The 17,540-nt window shown below is 60.8% G+C and carries 18 protein-coding genes; 11 read left to right on the top strand and 7 right to left on the bottom strand.

Translation table 11 applies throughout. The features are described 5' to 3' along the window. Positions 1-29: 29 nt before the first annotated feature. From JL39_RS19815 to JL39_RS19780, 7 genes are all read left to right on the top strand, one after another. Positions 30-974 carry a LysR family transcriptional regulator gene (locus JL39_RS19815; protein WP_037154636.1) on the top strand — a complete coding sequence of 315 codons (945 nt, stop codon included), beginning with the start codon at positions 30-32 and terminating at the stop codon, positions 972-974. 128 nt (positions 975-1,102) lie between these two features. After that, the gene (locus tag JL39_RS19810; RefSeq protein ID WP_037154634.1) at positions 1,103-2,632 is read left to right on the top strand and encodes an ABC transporter substrate-binding protein; all 1,530 of its coding nucleotides are present in this window, start codon (positions 1,103-1,105) and stop codon (positions 2,630-2,632) included. Positions 2,633-2,908: 276 nt separating this feature from the next. Next, positions 2,909-3,859: an ABC transporter permease gene (locus JL39_RS19800; protein ID WP_037154629.1), complete on the top strand. Its 951-nt coding sequence runs from the start codon at positions 2,909-2,911 to the stop codon at positions 3,857-3,859. Beyond that, complete coding sequence (locus JL39_RS19795) at positions 3,856-4,674, top strand: ABC transporter permease (protein ID WP_037154627.1); 819 nt, start codon at positions 3,856-3,858, stop codon at positions 4,672-4,674. The genes JL39_RS19800 and JL39_RS19795 overlap by 4 nt, the downstream gene beginning before the upstream one ends. A gap of 22 nt (positions 4,675-4,696) precedes the next feature. Next, positions 4,697-6,181 carry an amidase gene (locus JL39_RS19790; protein WP_244446928.1) on the top strand — a complete coding sequence of 495 codons (1,485 nt, stop codon included), beginning with the start codon at positions 4,697-4,699 and terminating at the stop codon, positions 6,179-6,181. A 188-nt stretch (positions 6,182-6,369) separates the two neighbouring features. Continuing rightward, the gene (locus tag JL39_RS19785) at positions 6,370-6,720 is read left to right on the top strand and encodes a DUF883 family protein (protein WP_037154624.1); all 351 of its coding nucleotides are present in this window, start codon (positions 6,370-6,372) and stop codon (positions 6,718-6,720) included. Next, the gene (locus JL39_RS19780; protein ID WP_152601197.1) at positions 6,717-7,172 is read left to right on the top strand and encodes a hypothetical protein; all 456 of its coding nucleotides are present in this window, start codon (positions 6,717-6,719) and stop codon (positions 7,170-7,172) included. The genes JL39_RS19785 and JL39_RS19780 overlap by 4 nt, the downstream gene beginning before the upstream one ends. A gap of 106 nt (positions 7,173-7,278) precedes the next feature. Here JL39_RS19780 and JL39_RS19775 read toward each other — a convergent pair whose 3' ends face one another. Continuing rightward, on the bottom strand, positions 7,279-8,037 hold the full coding sequence (locus JL39_RS19775) for a Crp/Fnr family transcriptional regulator (RefSeq protein ID WP_037154619.1): 759 nt from the start codon (positions 8,035-8,037) through the stop codon (positions 7,279-7,281). A gap of 129 nt (positions 8,038-8,166) precedes the next feature. Between JL39_RS19775 and JL39_RS19770 the strand changes: the two genes are divergently transcribed. Further along, positions 8,167-8,529, top strand: coding sequence for a hypothetical protein (locus JL39_RS19770; RefSeq protein WP_037154615.1), 363 nt, complete (start codon positions 8,167-8,169; stop codon positions 8,527-8,529). On the opposite strand, the gene JL39_RS19765 is transcribed toward JL39_RS19770, so the two are convergent. After that, complete coding sequence (locus JL39_RS19765) at positions 8,526-9,092, bottom strand: RNA polymerase sigma factor (RefSeq protein WP_037154611.1); 567 nt, start codon at positions 9,090-9,092, stop codon at positions 8,526-8,528. The genes JL39_RS19770 and JL39_RS19765 overlap by 4 nt on opposite strands. Next, positions 9,089-9,271: a NepR family anti-sigma factor gene (locus JL39_RS19760; protein ID WP_037154745.1), complete on the bottom strand. Its 183-nt coding sequence runs from the start codon at positions 9,269-9,271 to the stop codon at positions 9,089-9,091. The genes JL39_RS19765 and JL39_RS19760 overlap by 4 nt, the downstream gene beginning before the upstream one ends. Before the next feature lie 169 nt (positions 9,272-9,440). On the opposite strand from JL39_RS19760, the gene JL39_RS19755 reads away from it, so the two are divergent. Then, positions 9,441-10,235: a response regulator gene (locus JL39_RS19755; protein WP_037154607.1), complete on the top strand. Its 795-nt coding sequence runs from the start codon at positions 9,441-9,443 to the stop codon at positions 10,233-10,235. A 374-nt stretch (positions 10,236-10,609) separates the two neighbouring features. After that, on the top strand, positions 10,610-11,554 hold the full coding sequence (locus JL39_RS19750) for a sensor histidine kinase (protein ID WP_244446927.1): 945 nt from the start codon (positions 10,610-10,612) through the stop codon (positions 11,552-11,554). Positions 11,555-11,872: 318 nt separating this feature from the next. On the opposite strand, the gene JL39_RS19745 is transcribed toward JL39_RS19750, so the two are convergent. The 4 genes from JL39_RS19745 to JL39_RS19730 form a co-directional block, all read right to left on the bottom strand. After that, positions 11,873-12,070 carry a CsbD family protein gene (locus tag JL39_RS19745; protein ID WP_037154602.1) on the bottom strand — a complete coding sequence of 66 codons (198 nt, stop codon included), beginning with the start codon at positions 12,068-12,070 and terminating at the stop codon, positions 11,873-11,875. A 149-nt stretch (positions 12,071-12,219) separates the two neighbouring features. Continuing rightward, the gene (locus tag JL39_RS19740; protein ID WP_037154599.1) at positions 12,220-13,146 is read right to left on the bottom strand and encodes an ABC transporter permease; all 927 of its coding nucleotides are present in this window, start codon (positions 13,144-13,146) and stop codon (positions 12,220-12,222) included. After that, positions 13,139-14,149: an ABC transporter permease gene (locus JL39_RS19735; RefSeq protein WP_037154596.1), complete on the bottom strand. Its 1,011-nt coding sequence runs from the start codon at positions 14,147-14,149 to the stop codon at positions 13,139-13,141. The genes JL39_RS19740 and JL39_RS19735 overlap by 8 nt, the downstream gene beginning before the upstream one ends. A gap of 74 nt (positions 14,150-14,223) precedes the next feature. After that, on the bottom strand, positions 14,224-15,930 hold the full coding sequence (locus tag JL39_RS19730) for a peptide ABC transporter substrate-binding protein (RefSeq protein ID WP_037154593.1): 1,707 nt from the start codon (positions 15,928-15,930) through the stop codon (positions 14,224-14,226). Positions 15,931-16,253: 323 nt separating this feature from the next. On the opposite strand from JL39_RS19730, the gene JL39_RS19725 reads away from it, so the two are divergent. After that, positions 16,254-17,417 carry a M20 aminoacylase family protein gene (locus JL39_RS19725; RefSeq protein ID WP_037154743.1) on the top strand — a complete coding sequence of 388 codons (1,164 nt, stop codon included), beginning with the start codon at positions 16,254-16,256 and terminating at the stop codon, positions 17,415-17,417. The last annotated feature ends 123 nt before the right edge of the window (positions 17,418-17,540 follow it).

The raw sequence follows: 17,540 nt of genomic DNA, 5'->3' as shown, positions 1-17,540 counted from the left end.
TCCGGAATTGCTGCAGCCGGCAGGATCGCATGCAGCTTCGCGCGCTTATGTATTTCGATGAACTGGTGCGCACGAACTCCATGCGGGCGGCGGCCGAAAACCTCAATGTCGCGGCGACCGCCGTGTCCCGGCAGATCGAGAACCTCGAACATTATTTCGGGACCCCGCTCGTCGAGCGCAGCAACCGCGGCATCAAGCTGACGGCGGCCGGCGAGCTTCTCGCCGCGCGGGCGGGACGGACGTTGCGCGAGCTTGAACACGTCCACCAGCTCATCGACGACCTGCAGGGCCTGCAGCGGGGCAGGGTGGTGATTTACGCCAATGGCGCGACGGTCGCGAACCTCATCGCGCCGGTGCTTGCGGAGTTCAGCCTGCGCTATCCGAAACTCCGGTTCGAGGTGGCGATCACCAGTGCCCGCGAGGCGGTCGAAGCGCTTGCCGCGGCCGAGGCCGATCTGGTCGTGACGCTCTTTGCGCCGAAGATTTCCGGCGTGAAGGTGCGGCTGCGCTCCGAGATCACCTATGACGTGGTCATGGCGGCCGATCACCCGTCGGCGAGTGCGAAGGAACTCACGCTCCGCGATCTCGTGCAGATGCCGCTGGCGCTGCCCGACAAGAGCTTTGGCGCGCGGCAGGCTTTCGAGGAGATCTTTTCCAAGGAAGGGCTGGAGCTCGATCCGGTTTTCGTGACCGGCTCTCTGGAGATGCTGAAGGAACTGGTGTTGCGGAAAGCGGCCGTCACGCTTCTGCCGGCGCTTGCCGTGCGCCGGGAGATCGAGGCGGGCCAGCTCGTCGCCGTGCCGATCGCCGCTGGCAAGGCGGTGCGCACACCGATCGACCTCTGCGTCGCGCCGGACCGGCAGCTTTCTTTCGCCGCAGGCAAGCTCGTCGATTTCATAGAGCGCTTCATGCGCGACGCCGACATGCGCAAATCGGCGCCCGTAAAAGCCACCGTTCAATTGCGTTCCGTGTAGCGTTTTCGGCTACACAGAGAACACAAAATTCTACATTGTGTGTGCACCTGCGAAATGACACACTTTTGGCAATCGCGATCCCGCAGGTGCCGATCAGGCTGGATCGCCTACCAAAAAGGGGACGATGGATGGGCAGGATGACGTTTTGGGGCTCCGCCACGATTTTGAGAAGTGCCGCGTTCGGTCTGGCGATGGCGGCGGGCCTTTTTCTCGCGCTGGACGGTGCGGAAGCTGCGCCGAAGACCGCGATCACCGTTGGCATGGCAATCGAGCCCGCCGGGCTTGATCCGACGATCGCGGCACCCGTGGCGATCGGCCAGGTGACCTGGCAGAACATTTTCGAGGGCCTCACGACGATCGACAAGGCCGGCAAGGTGCAGCCGCAGCTCGCCGAGAGCTGGCAAATTTCCGAAGACGGTCTCACCTATACGTTCAAGCTTCGCCAGGGCGTAAAATTCCACAACGGCGAGACTTTCGATTCCGCGGTCGCGAAATTCTCGCTCGACCGCGCCCGCGGCGCCGATTCCGTCAATCCGCAGAAGCGTTATTTCGCCTCGATCGACACGATCGAGACGCCGGATGCTTCCACGCTGGTGCTGAAACTCAAGCAGCCGGCCGGCAGCCTGCTCTACTGGCTCGGCTGGCCGTCCTCCGTCATGGTCGAGCCGAAATCGGCCGCCGAAAACAAGACGACGCCGATCGGCACCGGTCCGTTCAAGTTCTCGGGCTGGGCCAAAGGATCGAAGGTCGATCTCGCCAAGAACCCCGACTATTGGAACAAGGCTGTTGCGGTAAAGCTCGATACCGCCGCTTTCCGCTTTATCAGCGATGCGCAGGCCCAGGCCGCGGCGCTGAAGGCCGGCGATGTCGACGCCTTCCCGGAATTCGGTGCGCCGGAACTCATCAAGTCCTTCGAAGGCGACAAGCGGCTCGCGACCGTCATCGGCAATACCGAATTGAAGGTTGTCGCCGGCATGAACAACGCGCGCAAGCCTTTCGATGACAAGCGGGTCCGCCAGGCGTTGATGATGGCCGTCGACAGGGCAACCGTCGTGGAGGGAGCCTGGTCCGGCTTCGGCACGCCGATCGGCAGCCACTACACGCCGAATGACCGTGGTTACAGGGATCTGACCGGCGTCTATCCCTATGATCCTGAAAAGGCCAAGGCATTGCTTGCCGAAGCGGGTTACTCGGGCGGATTCACCTTCACGATGAAGGCGCCGCAGATGGCCTATGCGCAGCGCACGTCGCAGGTGCTGCAGGCGATGTTTGCCGAGATCGGCGTGACGATGAATATCGAGACGACGGAGTTTCCAGCGAAATGGGTGGCCGACGTCTTCAAGGCGGGTGATTACGACATGACGATCGTCGCCCATGCGGAGCCGATGGACATCGATATCTATGCCCGCGATCCCTATTACTTCAACTACAAGAACCCGGCCTTCAACGACGTGCTGAAGAAGGTGGAAGCCACTGCCGATCCTGCGGAACAGGAGAAGCTTTACGGCGAGGCGCAGACCATTCTCGCCAACGACGTGCCGGCGCTCTACCTCTTCGTCATGCCGAAGCTCGGCGTCTGGGACGCCAAGGTGAAGGGGCTTTGGGAAAACGAGCCGATCCCGTCGAACGTCCTGACGGATGTTCATTGGGAGGAGTGAAGCCTGGGTCATGAACTGGAATGGGGTGAATGCGGCAAATCACCCTCCCCTTGAGGGGGAGGGTCGGAGCGAAGCTCCGGGGTGGGGTGAGCTTCGCATCCCTTCTATTAAGCGTCGGCTTTCAAGCTATTCCTTTGAATCCGATCACCCCCACCCGCCGCTTCGCGGCGACCTCCCCCCTCAAGGGGGAGGTGAGTGCCCGCCGCGTCGCCTCCGAATGCTGCGAGGACTTGCGTTGAAGCCATGGCCTTCGAAGTTTTGCCATGAGGTCACCCCATGATCTCCATCCTCATCCGCCGTATCCTCAGCCTGATCATCACGCTGCTGGTCGTCTCGCTCCTCATCTTCACGGTGATGGACCTGCTTCCCGGTGATCCGGCGGCGATCATGCTCGGCACTTCGGCAAGTCCGGATACGCTTGCGGCGCTCAGGACACAGCTCGGGCTCGACCAGCCGCTGCCGGTGCGCTATCTCGCCTGGCTTGCCGGCGTGTTCCGGGGCGATCTCGGACAGTCCTATACCTACGGCGTGCCGGTTGCTGGCCTGATCGCCGAACGGCTGGCGGTCACCATTCCGCTGGCGCTGATGGCGATCGTCCTCTCCGTTCTCGTCGCCGTCCCGCTCGGCGTGCAGGCGGCCAGAAAGCACAACGGCGTCTTCGATTTCGTCGCCGGCCTGCTTTCCTACATCAGCATTGCCGTTCCCGCCTTCTGGGTCGGGCTGCTGCTGATCATCCTCTTCTCCACCACGCTGGGCCTGATGCCGGCCGGCGATTTCCCCGGCTGGGATGCCGGGTTTTTCGCCGGATTGAACGCGCTGCTGATGCCGGCGGTGGCGCTTGCCCTGCCGCAGGCGGGCGTTCTCACCCGTGTCGCGCGCGCGGCGGTACTCGAGGTGATGAACGAGGATTTCGTCCGCACCGCCCGTGCCAAGGGCCTGAGCGAAGGCATTGCCGTCTGGCGGCATGCGGTGCCGAACGCGATGGTGCCGGTGGTCACCATGCTCGGCCTGCAATTCACCTTCCTGATCGCCGGCGCCGTGCTGGTCGAAAACGTCTTCAACCTGCCGGGCCTCGGACGGCTCGCCTATCAGGCGCTTTCCCAGCGCGACATCGTCGTCATGCAGGATGTCGTGCTGTTGTTCTCCGGCCTCGTCATCCTCATGAATTTCCTCGTCGACCTCGCCTATCTCCTGATCGACCCGCGCCTGAGGGCGGGTGCGCAATGACACGTGCTCTTCGCCGTCCCGTTTTCCTCATCGGGCTCGTCATCACGCTGGCGCTGTTTGCGGTCGCATTGCTGTCGCTCGTCTGGACGCCGTTTCCGCCGACCCGCATGCAGATCGTCCAGAGGCTCAAGGCGCCGCTCGAATCCGGCCTCTTCGGCACCGACCAGTTCGGCCGCGACGTCGCCTCCATGCTGATGGTCGGCGCCTGGAATTCGCTGTCGACCTCCGTCCTTGCGGTGTTCATCGGCGCGAGCGTCGGCACGGCGGTGGGCGTGATCGTCGCCATGCGGCGCGGCCTCCTGGAGCTCGTCGTCATGCGCGGCTGCGATATTGTCTTCGCCGTGCCGCCGATCCTGTCGGCAATGATGCTCGGCGCCTTCATCGGGTCCGGCCGGTTCACCGCGATCATTGCGATCGCTGTCTTCATGGTGCCGGTCTTCGCGCGACTCACCCTCAGCGCCGCGCTGCAGATATGGACGCGCGACTATGTGACCGCGGCGATCGGCATGGGCCGGCCGAAAGCCAGGATCACGCTCGCGCATGTGCTTCCGAACATATCGAACCAGATCATCGTTCAGGTGACGATCCAGCTCGGCCTTGCGATCCTCACCGAGGCGGGCCTTTCCTTCCTCGGTCTCGGCATGCCGCCGCCGGCGCCGACCTGGGGACGGATGCTCGCCGACAGCCAGACCTTTCTCGGCCAGGCGCCCTGGCTGGCGCTGATGCCGGGGCTTGCGATCGCGCTTGCCGTTCTCGGTCTCAACATGCTGGGCGACGGCCTGCGTGACCTGCTCGATCCCCGCGACAATTCCTGATTTCGAACGCAAAGATATTCCGATGAACGATCTTCTGAAACTGACCATCCGCGAGATTGCAAGCCTCTATGCCGCCAGGAAACTCTCGCCGTCCGAATACTGGCTGGCGGTCGAGGCGCGCGTTGCGGCCTTCGAGCCGCATGTGCAGGCGCTCTATCTCTACGATCCGGAAAACGCGCGCGAGCAGGCTGCGGCTTCCACCGCGCGCTGGGCGAAGGGTAAGACGCTCGGGCCTCTCGACGGCATTCCGGTGACGCTGAAGGAACTGATCGCCACCAAGGGCCAGCCGGTGCCGCTCGGAACCGCGGCGGTGGAACTCGTGCCGGCGACGGAGGATGCTCCGATCGCCGCGCGCATGAGGGAGGATGGCGCGGTGATCTTTGCCAAGACGACATGCCCCGATTACGGCATGCTTTCCTCCGGCCTTTCGAGCTTCCATCACCTGAGCCGCAATCCCTGGGACCTGACGCAGAACCCCGGCGGATCGAGCGCCGGCGCGGCCGCTGCCGGCGCGGCGGGTTTCGGGCCGCTCCATATCGGCACGGATATCGGCGGCTCGGTGCGCCTGCCGGCCGGCTGGACCGGGCTTTTCGGCTTCAAGCCGAGCCAGGGCCGCATTCCGGTCGATCCCTATTATGTCGGCCGCTGCGCAGGCCCCATGACCCGCACGGTGGAGGACGCGGCAATCTCCATGGCGACACTGTCGCGTCCGGACTGGCGCGATGGCACGTCGCTGCCGCCCAACGATTTCGACTGGCTCGATTCCGCCATCGACGTGAAGGGCATGAAGATCGGCCTGATGCTCGACGCCGGGGTTGGCTTAGCCGTCGACGAGGACGTCCGAGAGGCGGTCATTGCCGCGGCGAAGCGCTTCGAGGAGGCGGGTGCGATCGTCATTCCGGTCGGGCCGGTCATCACCCGCCAGATGCTGGACGGGCTCGACAATTTCTGGCGCGCCCGTTTCTGGGGCGATATCGAGAAGATGCCGGAAGAGCGGCGGGCGCTGATCCTGCCCTATATCTACGAATGGGCGAAAGGCGGTGCGCATGTCTCCGGCGTCGAGGCGGTGCGCGGTTTCAACCAGACGATCGAGATGCGCAAGACCTGTGGCAAGCTCTTTACTACGGTCGATACGGTGATCTCTCCCACCAATCCGATCGTCTCCTATCCGGCGGAATGGGCCTCCCCCACTAACGACCCGGCTTTGCCTTTCGAGCATATCGGCTTCACGGTGCCGTGGAACATGTCGGAACAGCCGGCCTCGTCCATCAATTGCGGCTTCTCGAAATCCGGCATGCCGATCGGGCTGCAGATCGTCGGCCCACGCTATGACGACCTCCTCGTGCTCAAGCTGTCGCGTGCCTTCGAGCAATGGACCGGCGGGATCAGCCAGTGGCCGGAGCCGCCGGAGGAGTCGTATAGTCTCTTTCTCCTCTTTCGGCCTTCCGTCTCCGAACGGTATCGCGGAACAATCACGCCTTTGCCGCGTTCAATTCGCGCAACCTGAAACGGGTTTGCAGGTCTGCGCGCTCGCCATGCGCTTGTCGAGGAGGTTGAAGATGAGAGGCATATCCCTGTGGCCTTGGGTATCCCGAGCCCTTGATCGACGTCTCGCCGTCCACGTCATTTGATTTTCCGCAAAGCCGGCCGTCTGCCTGCATGCTTCAAAAGAACAGATAAACCCAGGAGATCGATATGCCCACTGCCAATCCGACCAGTGAATTCGCCCGCGGCGGTAACGGCCAGAACTCGGCCTCATCGAAGGAGATCGAAGCTCAGCTCCAGCAGTTGCGCGAGGATATTGCCTCTCTTGCCAAGACCGTGGCTGCTGTGGGAAATGAAAAGGCCAGTGAATACAAAGGCAAGGCTCGCCGCGCCGCGCATGAGGCGGCTGATGCGTCGATGCACATGGTGGAAGCTGCGCGCGAGCAGGCCGTCTCGCTGGAGCGCGACCTGGAGCGCCAGATCCGCACGAACCCTATCCAGTCCGTCGCCATCGCCGCAGGCGTGGGTTTCCTGTTCGCGCTGATGATGCGGCGCTCATGATGGCAGGATTAGGCCCCCTTTTGGCCTCGCTCGTCGCGATGGATGTCGCGGCGTTCGCGCGTCGGCTCAAGCGAAACGCGATCCTCTATGCTTTCATGCTGGTCTTTCTGCTGACGGCCTATGTGCTGGCAGTCGCCGCACTCGCGGTCTATCTCGGCCAGATGTGGGGATTGCCGATGGCATTGCTTGCCGTGGCGGGTGGGGCGCTTGTCCTGGCGTTCATCGTTCTCCTGTGGGTGATGATGGAAAACCGGGCGGAAGAGAAGCGCAAGCGCGAGGCCGCGGCGGCAAGCAGCAACAAGGCGCTGATGGTGACCGCGGCAATCTCGGCCCTGCCGCTCGTCATGAAATCGCGGCCGCTCCTGCTTGTCGGGGTTGCGGCCGGCCTCGGATTCCTGCTTACCCGAAACTTGGGGGCGGCGAGCCGCGATACGAACGAACCTGCCGAATGATCTTAAAGCGTGTCGCGATCTCTCAGATTCATCCGGCACGCTCTAAGTTCTTGTTTTCACGCATGTCGGTATCGCAAAACCGCTGCACGCTCTGGCGCGACATGCTTTAGATGAACGGCCGCTTGCCCTCCGCGGGCGGCCGCCATTCGGCGACGTGGTAGAGCCTTTCCGTGTCAAGCACCTCGCAGCCGCGGTCGAGCCAGCGGATGAGCCCTTGTTGGACCAGTCTGCGCAGCGTCTTGTTCGTGTGGACAAGCGAGAAGCCGAGCGTGTCGGCTACGTGCTGCTGCGTCAACGGCAAGATGAAGGGTCTATCAGCCGGCGGAGCGGCGACCGATTTTACCCGCGCATCCAGAAATGCGAAGAGATAGGCCGCACGCTCGCGGGCGCTGCGGCGGCCTATGCTGAGAAGATGTTCATCAAGCATGGATTCTTCCCGGGCCGCCAGCCAGGTAATGTCGTAGGCAAGCGAGGGGTGATGGCGGAAGAGCTTCGGAAGCTTGTCCCGTTCGAAGATGCAGAGCGTCATCCGGGTCAGCGCCTCGATCGAGTGCTGCATCTCCTCCATGAGGTGGCCCTGCAGTCCGATCAGATCGCCTGGCAGCACGTAATTGAGGATCTGACGGCGCCCATCCTCCAGGATCTTATATCGGAAACCCCAGCCGGACAGCACGGTATAGAGTTGCGGGTTGCGTTCTCCTTCCACCATGATCGACATACCCTGCGCGGCGGACACTTCACCCGTCTTGAAGTCATGCACGAAGCCAAGTTCCTCCGAGGAGAAATCACGAAAGCTCCGACATTGGCGCAGAGGGCACCGATCGCAGGTAACGCGCGGAAGAATGGCGGGTGTGGACGTGGCCATGGGACTCCATGAGGATGGGGGCGGATGAACCATAGCTTGCCGTTTTCTTCCCGTCTGTGTCTTTTTTAAATGACGTATTCTTCGTTCAATGATCTAGGGCGTTTTTGCACTCGAGTGAGAGCGACGCTTTTGCGAATTCTTATCGTTGATCTGGAATATCTCGTTGCCATGGGCGCTGAACGCATTCTCGGGGGCGCGATGACCTGTGAAATTCAGATTGCCATGCCACGCGATTACCCGCCGGTTCTGGAAGGCCGCAATTTCGATGTCGTTCTGGCCGATTCCAGCCTTGGGCAAAATCCCGACGAGGCGCACCGGCTGCGCGCAAGCGGCGCCGGCATTGTGTTTTCCACTTTGGTGGACGAGGAACTGGCTGGGCTTCCGACCTGGCCCGGTACTGCCGTCGTGGCAAAGCCCTTCGACGAACAGCAATTGGTCGAGGCTGTGAGGAATGCCGCTCGGGTGAACGGCATTCCGGATGACAGGGCCTAGCTGCCGAAAGCGCGGGCCGTAATCGCAGCATCGCCTGGATCGGGGCCATAATCGCCTTCGCCCGAAACCCCCAAGAGTTCCTGGAGACGGCCGCGAGCGCGGGAAACGCGGCTCTTGATCGTGCCGACGGCGCAGCCGCAGATTGCGGCGGCTTCCTCATAGGCGAAGCCTGCGGCGCCTACGAGGATGATCGCCTCGCGCTGGTCGTCCGGCAGCTTGTCGAGCGCCTTGCGGAAGTCCTGCAGATCGAGCCGGCCGTATTGTTCGGGATGCACCGAGAAGCGTTCGCTGAACAGGCCGTCGCTATCCTGCACTTCGCGACCGCGCTTGCGCATCTGACTGTAGAATTCGTTGCGTAGAATGGTGAACAGCCAGGCCCGCATGTTCGTGCCGGCCGTGAAGCTCGACTGGTTGGCCCAGGCCTTCATGATCGTATCCTGCACGAGATCGTCCGCCTTGTCGTGCCGGCCTGTCAGAGATACTGCAAAAGCGCGCAGATTGGGCAGCGATGCAAGAAGGTCGCGCTTAAAGCCGCGATCGTCGCTCTCTTTCTCCCTGCTCATTTTACATTCACCGGCTTTGCGCTCTTCTCGGCCTGTTCAAGACGTTCCAACAGTTCGAGAAAACGATCCGGAATCCCTTCTTCCTGCACTGCGTCGTAGAATTCGCGCAGCTTTCGAGAAATGGATGCGTTCGGAGGTACCGCTCCAGGTCTGACTTCTTGGGATTGAATTGTTGTCATCTCGTCTTTTTTTCTGTTGTCGTCTTCGTCATTCATCACGCAGGCCTGTTACGATATTGCTGGGCGGAAAATTCACGATAGTAAAAAAAGTTCCCATCTTGCGGAACTTTTTTTGCATGATCACGTTCATAACAGGTCAATTGCCGCTGGGCATCAGGGGAGATTTTGTATGTCACTAACTACACGCGTTGCGACCCACCTTCCATATTTGCGCCGATATGCACGCGCCGTCACCGGGTCGCAGACCTCGGGAGACGCCTATGTTGCTGCGGTCCTGGAAGCGTTGATCGCAGACGTTTCGATATTCCCGGAAACGTCCAAGGACCGTGTTTCGCTTTATAAACTCTTCGTCACGATTTTTGGTTCCACGAATATAGATATCCGACCGATGGAATCGCCCTTCGCATGGGAGCAGCGCGCAGCCGCCAATCTGGCTACCTTGCCTTCGCAGGCGCGGCATGCCTTCCTGCTGATCTCGGTGGAGGGCTTTACGGTAGAAGAGGCCTCGGAAGTCCTGGACGTTAGTGTCGCGGAGGTAAACCGCCTGCTCGAGGAAGCGACCCGCGAAATCTCGCGTCAGGTCGCGACCGATATCATGATCATAGAGGACGAACCGCTGATCGCGCTCGATATCGAGCAGATGGTGCAGGATCTCGGCCATCGTGTCGTCGGCATCGCACGCACGCACAGGGAGGCCGTCTCGCTCTTCCAGTCGTCGCATCCGAAGATGGTGCTGGCCGATATCCAGCTTGCCGACGGCAGTTCCGGCATCGACGCCGTCAATGAGATCCTGAAATCCTCCAGCGTGCCGGTGATCTTCATCACCGCCTTCCCGGAACGTCTTTTGACCGGCGAACGTCCGGAGCCCGCCTTCCTCGTCACCAAGCCGTTCAATCCAGACATGGTGAAGGCGCTGATCAGCCAGGCCCTGTTCTTCAACGAGGCAGTCAAGGCGGCTGCCTGATTCATCTCTGCAGAAGCGGTCGGGAACGAACGCAGCAGGATGGCGTTTGGCATGCATCCGAGAAGGAGGAAAATATGCGATATCATGCTCTGTCGTGTTCCTGCTCCTGGCTGCCGCGGCCAGCTTCGATCGAGCTGCAGGTGCGTGGGCAATATCGCCCAGGTTCCGTTCTTTCGGTTCCCACCTATGCTGATGCCCTGTCGGGTTGTTCCGGCATCTGTGACAATCTATAAATGACAAGAGATCATAAACCGGGCGTCCCTTCGGCGGACGCCCGTTTTTTCCCGAGAGCCCGCAGAGGGAGTGAGAAATTGGTGCATCCCCTGACATGGCAGCAAGCTGGTCAGAGTGATGACAAGTTGCGTGAATTTTTCATGCCCGCGCTCGTCGATCTGGGGGCGAGCGTGATCATCCAGGATTCTCACCGCAACTATCTCTTCGTTACCAATCTTCCGGACATCTGGGCCAACGAGCACTTCTCGACGCCGAGCGATCTCAGCCTGTTCGGCGAGGAGGTTGCAGCCAAGCTGGGCACCCTCAAGGAAGGGATTATCAAGCCAGGCAACAAGGGGCATATCGAGATCGCCGTCGGCACCGAGCAGATCTACGAGTTCCGCGTGCAGGCGGTGGAATTGGCCAAGGGCGGCGTGCATCTGGTCACGACCATCATCGACCGGTCCGAGGAACGGCATCGGGAGCGACTGCTCAGGGCATTGCTCAGGGAAGTCAGCCACCGCTCCAAGAACCTGCTTGCGATCATCCAAAGCATCGCGCTGCAGACGGCCCGCTATTCCGGCTCGCTCGAGCTTTTCCTGCACAAGTTCCGCGGCAGGCTTTATTCGCTCTCGCAATCCCAGGACCTGATCACCGATTCCAGCTGGCGGGGTGCCTATTTCTTCGAACTGGTGCAGCAGCAGACGGAAAAATACCTGCCCGAAAACACGCACCTCGTGCGCGTGAATGGTGACAACGTGCTGCTTACGCCGAATGCCTCGCTTCATCTCGGCCTTGCCCTGCACGAGCTGATCGTCAATGCGGTGAGCCACGGTTCGTTGCTCCGCAATGGCCGCGTCATCAACGTCACCTGCGCCCGCACCCAGCTCAACGGTCATGACGCGCTGGAAATCACCTGGGACGAGGCGCTGGAAATCAGCCGGAAATCCGATGAGGACGAAGAAGAGGCGCTCAAATCGCATTTCGGCAGCACGGTGCTGGAGCGCGTCGTGCCGGCCTCCGTCAACGGCAAGGCTCAATACGTCATTTCACGTGACAGGATCAACTATCAGCTGGTCTTCCCGCTGGAAAGCGGTGGAGATTGAAAAGGATGGTGATTAGTGATTAGTGATTGAAGTGGAGTAACTATATTACGATTTTAAATTCCGTTGATGTTTAAGTGCATAGGAATATTTCTACTCACTACTCACTACTCACTACTCACTACTCACTACTCACTACTCACTACTCACTAAAACTGAGCTGGCCCGGTTCCGATTGACGGAGCCGAGCCAGTTCGTCTCTTCGAGGGGGATTGAAGAGTCTGTCCGAAGGCTTTTGTAGGGCGGGGGACGGGGGGTCGCCTTCGAACAATGCTATAACGAGCCTTCTTGAAATAGGTTCCGAAGGTTCGGAAAAAATTTTTAGTGCCTGTGGAGCCAGTCTTCCACCTCGCGATCGGCCTCTTCCTGTGCCTTGCCGTAGCGTTCCTGAATCTTTCCGGCAAGCTGCTTCCTGTTGCCTGCGATCACGTCGAGGTCGTCGCCGGTCAGCTTGCCCCACTGGCTCTGGACCTTGCCCTTGAACTGCTCCCAATTGCCTTCAACCTGATTCCAGTTCATCTGCCTCATCTCCTTCTTCGTTCTTCGAGCGACATCCGCTCTCGGAATCAAACGACGCAGAGGCTTATGGGTTCCAGGGAGAGCGGAAAGCAAAATGGCGGCCGGAGCCGCCATTTTCAAAACCTGGATAGGATCAGGCGCTTCAAAGCTCAGTGCTTCAGGGCCCTCGGATCGAGCGCGTCGCGGATCGCATCGCCCATATAGTTGACGCTGAGTACGGTGAGAGAAATCGCCAGACCCGGCCAGAGAACGCGCGACGGCGTCAGTTGCAGGAAATTGGCGCCGTCGAAGAGCAGGCGGCCCCAGGTCGGGAAATCCGAGGGAAAGCCGAGGCCCAGGAAGCTCAGCGCCGATTCCGTGATGATTGCGGAAGCGATGCCAAGCGTCGCCGAGACCATAATGGAGCTCAGGACATTCGGCAGGATATGCTTGATGATGATCCGGAATTCCCGCATGCCGCTCGATTTCGCCGCCAGGATGAACTCCTGGCTTTTGACAGCCAGCACATCGCCGCGGACGATACGGGCGGTGTGCATCCAGCTCGTGATCCCGATCACGAAGACGATCAGGATGAAGATGCCGGTCTCCGGGCCGAAGGTCGCGCGGAGCGTATCGCGGAAGAGCATCAGTATGACGAGCAGCAACGGCAACAGCGGCAGCGCCAGGAAGAGGTCGGTGATGCGCATCAGCGGTCCGTCGAGCCTGCGGAAATAACCGGAGAGCACGCCGACCAGCGTTCCGAGGAAGAGAGCGAGCAGCATGGCCGTCACGCCGACGGCGAGCGAGATGCGACCGCCGGCAAGCACCTGGGCAAGCATGTCCTTGCCGAGATTGTCGGTGCCGAAAGGATGAGCGAGCGACGGCCACTGGTTCTTGTCGCGGATGTTGATCGCATTCGGCGCCACCCGATGGATATACGGGCCGATGACGACTGCGAGCAGGATGAAGACGAAAATCACCAGCCCGGCGACGCCGCCCCGATGGGCGCGGAACTGGTGCCAGATGTCGCCGAAGGCGGATCGTACGGGCGTCGCCGCCTTGACCGGCGGTGTGGCTGTTATGGTCGCATCAGTCATAACGGATCCTCGGGTCAAGAATGCCGTAAAGCACGTCGGCGATGAGATTGAAGAGTACGATCAGCACGGCGAAGATGAAGGTCAACGTTTGTACGAGCGGGATGTCAGCACCCTGTACGGCAGTGATCAGAAGCTGGCCCAGCCCATTCACGCGAAAGATCTGCTCGGTGATGATGGCGCCCGAAAAGATCGTCGGTACCCCAAGGGCAATGACCGTGACGACCGGGATCAGGCTGTTGCGCAGCACGTGAACGAGCAGCACCGTCTTTTCCTTGACGCCCTTGGCTCGCGCCGTGCGCACATAGTCCTGATGCAGGTTGTCCAGCATCGATGCTCGCACGAAACGCGTGATCTGGGCTGCGTTATAGAGCGCCAGGACCGCCACCGGCAGCGCCATCTGCTTCACCTGCGCGATGAAGGTCGAGAAGTCCGTGACCCTCAGGTTCGTGTCATAGACGGACGGAAACCATTGCAGGTAGGAGGAGAAGATGACGATGAGCAGCACACCCGTGAAGAAGGTCGGTACGGAATAACCCACCATCGCCAGGAAGGTGCCGATCTGGTCGATGATCGAATATTGCTTGTAGGCGGAAATGACGCCGATCGGAATGGCGATCAGCACGCCGAACAGATAGGCGAGGCCGACGACCCAGAGCGTCTGCGGCAGGCGCTGGACGATCAGGTCGACCACCGGGCTTCGGGTCGCCCAGGACAGAACCCGCATGCGATCACCGTCGCCGACCTGCCAGCCGGTCAGGCTTTCAAAAATGTTGAGCGGTTCGTTGATGAAGAATTGCTGCAGCCATTTCAGGTAGCGGATGGCGAAAGGCTGATCCAGTCCGAGCGAGGCGCGGATCTGCTCGCGGACCTCCGGCGGGATCGTCAGCGGCAGGTCGCCGGTCGGATCGCTGGGCGCGAGGTCCAGCAGTGCGAAGATGACGAAGCTGATAATCAGCAGGGTCGGGATTGCGAAAAGCAATCGCCGCAAAGTGTATGTGAACATGGAAACCTCTCCGGACTAGCGCGGGAGAAAAATGCGGCCGCCGGGCCTGCTCCAGGCAGGCCCGGCGATCGTCATTACTTCTTGCGCGACCAGTCGGCGGCGTTCCACAGTTCGGAGTCCCAGGCATTCATCTTCACGCCGTCAAGCGAGACCGAATGCGAGGAGACCTGACCGCGGTAGATGAGAGGAATGTGGGCACCTTCCTCGGTCAGCATGTCGTTGGCCTTCTTGGAAAGCTCGATCCGCTTTTCGATGTCGGCCGTCTTGGAGAGCTCGGCAACCAGCTTGTCGTATTCCGGGTTGCAGTAGCGGGGGATGTTCTGCCCCTGCCAGCCATTCTCCGGGCTCGGAACCTTGTCGCAGAGCCATTCCGCCAGATATTTTTCCGGGTCGGTGCCGTCGAAGTTGTTGGTGTACATTTCGACATCCGCATAGAACTTCTGGAACGTGTCCGGGCTCGCCGGATCGCCGCCGAAGAAGACCGAGGCGCTGACGTTGCGCAGTTCGGCGTCCACGCCGATCTGCGACCACATGTCCTTCACCAGTTCCTGGGTCGCCTGGCGGACCGAGTTGGTGGAGGTCGAGTAGAGAAACGACAGGCGCACACCGTCCTTGGCGCGGATGCCGTCGCCGCCTTTCTTCCAGCCTGCCTCGTCGAGCAGCTTGTTGGCGCCTTCGACGTCCTGCGTCAGGCACCAGTCATTGGCCGTGGAGGCGTAGGCTTCCGGTCCGGGAACGATATTGCAGGTGGGCCGGCCGGCCTCCCCATAACCCGCCTCATCGATGATGTTACGGTCGATCGCCATGGAAAGAGCGCGGCGCACGGCCGGATCCTTCAGGGCCGGATGCGGGCCGGCCTCCTTGGTGGAGCGCTTGTCGCCGAGCTTCGGATCGGGGTTGTACCAGTTCAGGTTGATACGCTCGACCTGCGTGCCGAACGCCGTTACCAGTTCGCCCTTGCCGGCCTTCAGCATGGTGGCGAGAACCTCCGGTTCGACCTGCATGTTCCAGCCGTAGTCAAACTCGCCGGTCTCCAGCACAGCGCGGGCGGCCGATGCGGCATCTCCGCCGCCTTTGAGGGTGACGGTCGCGAAGGCCGGCTTGGCCGGGTCGCGATAGTTGGGGTTCGCTGCATAGGTGATGACGTCGTTCGGCTTGAAATCCTTCACGACGAACGGGCCGGTGCCAATCGGGCCGAAGTTGGCCGAGGTGCAGCCCGGAGCCTTGGCGCCGACGCAGTTTTCGAACTGCTTCTTCTGGATTACCGGCGACTGAGCGCCGACGAACGCGCTATAGGGATAGTATTTGGGCTCGCTGAAGGTGATCTTGACCGTGTGCGGATCGACTGCCTCCACGCTTGTCACGCCTTCATACTGGGCTTTCTGGGCGCAGCCGCCATCCGGAGCGACACAATATTTCCAGGTGAAGACGACATCGTCGGCTGTGAACGGAGTTCCGTCGGACCATTTCACGTCCGGCTTCAGCTTCCAGGTCATGCTCATCATGTCCTTGGAGACGCCGCCGTTTGCGACGGTCGGAATCTCGGTCACGAGCCATGGAGCAAGTTCGCCCTTCTCGTCGTAGCGGGCCAGCGGCTCGATGACCATCGAGGACGAATAGACCTCTTTGGTGCCGCCGGAAAGATACGGGTTGAGGGTCGAGACCGCCTGCCAGAACAGAATCTTGAGGTCCCCGTCGGTACCGCGCTCCGCATGAGCGGCAGAGCCGGCGAAAGCAAGCGCGGCAACTGTGCCGGCCAGAAGGAGTTTGAGGTTTTTCATGCTGCTATTCCCCTTGATCATTCTTTTATGAGTTGTGTTTGTGGCCCGCCGGTCACGCCGGCCTGTAATGCCACGGGATTGCGAAGTCATTTCATAACGCATTGACTTCGCACGATGTTTCTCTCTTCATCCTCCTCAAATGCTGGCTTAAGAACAAGTTGCATCGTGTCGCCTCAGGCGAACGTGACCAAATTTTGGGCCATCTAAGCATAGGCCTATTTTCCGTTCAAGCGGGAAAATTGAAGCTTGCAAAAACCCATCTTCACGTCGCAATATCCGCCCCGGCCAGACCATAAACAGTTAAAAACACGATGGGGAATTATATGCCGGTTATCAATCGCGTCGCCGAAATGCAGGATCAGGTTGCCGAATGGCGGCGTCATCTGCACCAGAATCCGGAGCTGCTCTACGACGTTCACGAGACGTCCAAATTCGTCACCGAAAAGCTCAGATCCTTCGGCTGCGACATTGTCGAAGCCGGCATCGGCAAGACCGGGGTCGTCGGCATCATCAAAGGCAGCCAGGGCGAAGGTCCGGTGATCGGCTTCCGCGCCGACATGGATGCATTGCCTATCTTCGAGACGAGCGGCAAACCCTGGGCTTCGAAGACGCCGGGCAAGGCGCATTCCTGCGGCCATGACGGCCATACCGCGATGCTGCTGGGTGCCGCGCAATATCTTGCCGAAACCCGGAATTTCAAAGGCTCGATCGCGGTGATCTTCCAGCCGGCGGAAGAGGGGGGCGCAGGCGCGCTGGCGATGATCAATGACGGCCTAATGGAAAAGTTCGGCATCGAGGAAGTCTACGGCATGCACAACGAACCGCGCCTGCCGGTCGGGCATTTCGCGATCGGCAAGGGCGGCGTCATGGCGGCCGCCGACACATTCGAGATTACCGTCCACGGCCGCGGCAGCCACGCCGCGCAGCCGCATCTGTCCATCGATCCGGTGCTTGTCTCCTCGCATATCGTACTGGCGCTGCAATCGCTCGTCTCACGCGAGACAGACCCGCTGAAATCGCTCGTCGTCACCGTTGCATCGATCCATGGCGGGGAGGCGAGCAACGTCATTCCGGCTTTCGTCAAGATGACCGGAACGGTGCGGACGCTGCTGCCGGAAACCCGCGATTTTGCGGAAAAGCGTCTCGTCGAAGTGGCACAGTCCACCGCAATCGCCCATGGCGCGACCGCCGAGATCGTCTATAACCGCGGTTACCCCGTCACCTTCAACCATGACGACGAGACCGATTTCGCGGTCCAGGTCGCCGGAAAGGTTGCCGGTTCGAAGTCCGTGCATGTCGGCGTGCCGCCCCATATGGGCGCGGAAGACTTTTCCTACATGCTGGAGAAGCGGCCCGGAGCCTTCATCTTCATCGGCAATGGCGAGACCGCCAGCCTTCACAACGCAGCTTATGACTTCAACGACGAGGCGATCCCCTATGGCGTCAGCTACTGGGTGACACTCGCCGAAACCGCGCTTGCCGCCTGATCCCGGTCAAAGGAGATTTCCATGCTGCTTTCGGGTAATTCGATGGAAGCGAGCGGCGGTTCGGTGACGCCGGTGCTGTCGGTGAAGAACCTTTCCACGTCGTTTCGTGTGAACGATGAATGG

Origin of the sequence: Rhizobium sp. YS-1r (assembly GCF_000757525.1) — a bacterium.
GTDB lineage: Bacteria > Pseudomonadota > Alphaproteobacteria > Rhizobiales > Rhizobiaceae > Neorhizobium > Neorhizobium petrolearium.
Note: the sequence above shows the minus strand (reverse complement) of the source record. Positions and strands in the feature narration are given on the sequence as shown.